Here is a 1,746-nt window from a genome sequence, read left to right on the forward strand (position 1 = left end):
GCGCGGATGGTCACCTGGGTGCGGTTCGCCGACCGCCGCACCGGCGCCGAGCTCGTCGTCCTCAACACCCACTTCGACGACCAGTCGGACAACGCGCGCCTGCGCAGCGCGCAGCTGGTGCGCGACCGGATCAACGGGTTCACCCCGGGGCTGGCGGTGGTGCTCACCGGCGACTTCAACGCCCCGGCCGAGCGGTCCGCCACCTACGACACGCTGGTGACGGGCGCCGGGCTGACCGACAGCTGGCTCGCCGCGGCGCACCGGCGCACGCCGCGGTACACGACGTGGCACGACTATCGCCCACTGCGCGAGAACGGCCGCCGGATCGACTGGATCCTCACGAGGGGGCCGGTGACCGTCCGGGCCGCGGCGATCAACACCTTCACCCGGGACGGCCAGTTCCCCTCCGACCACCTGCCGGTCCAGGCGCTGATCACGGTGGGCTGACCGCGTCGGCTGGATTGTCGGCTGACCGCGGACACAAGTGTCCCCGCGGTGCTGCCAGGTCGGGGGTCCGCCAGCACCGCGGGGTCAGCCGGAACATCGCCGCCGGCTCGCCGAGTGTTACCGCGTCACGGTGCTCGTTGTGCCGCCGCCGGGGCGAGGCCTTCCGCGGCCTCGAGCAGGCGCTTGGCGGCCGACGTGTCCACGCCGGTCAGCTCGGTGGGCACCTGGGTGAGCACCCGGGCGATCGCCTGCACGAGGCCGATCGCCGAGTCGGCGGTGAGCTCCACGGCAACCCGCGCGGACGCCCCGCGGCCGGGGTTGACGAAGTCGAGGTTCAGCGAGTGCTCGGCCTGCGCGTGCACCGGATGGTCGAAGTACACGGTGGTCGACGTCAGCGGGAACCAGCCGTTCGCGCCCTTGCCGCTGCCGTCGGTCGCGCTCTGCTCGGTGATGTAGGTGCACATCAGGCGGCCCCGGCCAGGTGCCGGCCCAGGAACTCCCGCACGAGCCGCCAGCCCTCCACGGCCGCGGCCTGGCGGTAGGCCGGCCGGTCGGCCGCGAAGAACGCGTGCCCGGCGTCGTCGAAGGTGTGGAACTCGTGCGGCTTGCCCAGCTCCGTCAGCAGCTCGTCGAACCGCTTGACCTCCTCGGGCGTCGGCGCCTTGTCCTCCGCGCCGAACAGGCCCAGCAGCGGGCAGCTCAGCTCGCCGAGCCGCGGCTCCAGCGAGGCCACGTTCAGCTTGTACTCCGACGGCGGCGGCGTGAGGAGAAACGCGCCGTAGCAGTCGATCGCGGCGTCCAGGTCGAGGCCGATGCCCGCGAGCACGGACTGCCGCCCGCCCGAGCAGAAGCCGATCGTGGCCACCTTGCCGTTGCCGGTCGGGTGGTCGCGGAGGTAGGTCGCCGCGCCCTCGACGTCGCCGAGCAGCCGCTCGTCCGGCACCCCGCCGGCCGCGCGCGACGCGGCCGCCGCGTCGTCCGGGTCCGCGCCGGGCGCGTCGCGCTGGTGCAGGTTGGGGCAGACGGCCGACCAGCCCCAGCTCGCGAACTTGCGGGTGATCTCCTTGGTCGCCTCGTCGAACCCGGGCATGTGATGGATCACGACGACGCCGCCGGCCGGTGGCGCGCCGACCGGATGCGCCGCGTAGGCCTCGATCTCGTCACCCCCGGCGCCGGTCACCGTGACGCTTCCAGCCTCCAGCCCGTCCCGCATGTGTGCTCCCGAAGTAGTTAGTCGGTCAACCACGCTGGCAAGACTAGGCCCGGCCCGCACCGCCGGCTCGCCCCGTGCCGTGCCGG

General features: G+C 73.5%; 3 protein-coding genes. 1 reads left to right on the top strand and 2 read right to left on the bottom strand.

Annotated elements, in window-relative coordinates:
• On the top strand, nt 1–447 hold a 447-nt coding region (locus tag VGD70_RS23535; RefSeq protein WP_331084826.1), incomplete at its 5' end, for an endonuclease/exonuclease/phosphatase family protein.
• Nucleotides 448–572: 125 nt separating this feature from the next.
• Here the strand turns inward: VGD70_RS23535 and VGD70_RS23540 are convergent.
• Nucleotides 573–911, bottom strand: coding sequence for a DUF6295 family protein (locus tag VGD70_RS23540; protein WP_331084828.1), 339 nt, complete (start codon nt 909–911; stop codon nt 573–575).
• The gene (locus VGD70_RS23545; RefSeq protein ID WP_331084830.1) at nt 911–1,660 is read right to left on the bottom strand and encodes a dienelactone hydrolase family protein; all 750 of its coding nucleotides are present in this window, start codon (nt 1,658–1,660) and stop codon (nt 911–913) included. The genes VGD70_RS23540 and VGD70_RS23545 overlap by 1 nt, the downstream gene beginning before the upstream one ends.
• Nucleotides 1,661–1,746: the final 86 nt, after the last annotated feature.

Origin of the sequence: Actinophytocola sp., from assembly GCF_036402745.1 — a bacterium.
GTDB lineage: Bacteria > Actinomycetota > Actinomycetes > Mycobacteriales > Pseudonocardiaceae > Actinophytocola.

Coding starts and splice junctions, on each gene's coding strand:
- VGD70_RS23540 (WP_331084828.1), bottom strand. CDS start 911: ATGTGCACCTACATCACCGAGCAGAGCGCGACCGACGGCAGCGGCAAG.
- VGD70_RS23545 (WP_331084830.1), bottom strand. CDS start 1,660: ATGCGGGACGGGCTGGAGGCTGGAAGCGTCACGGTGACCGGCGCCGGG.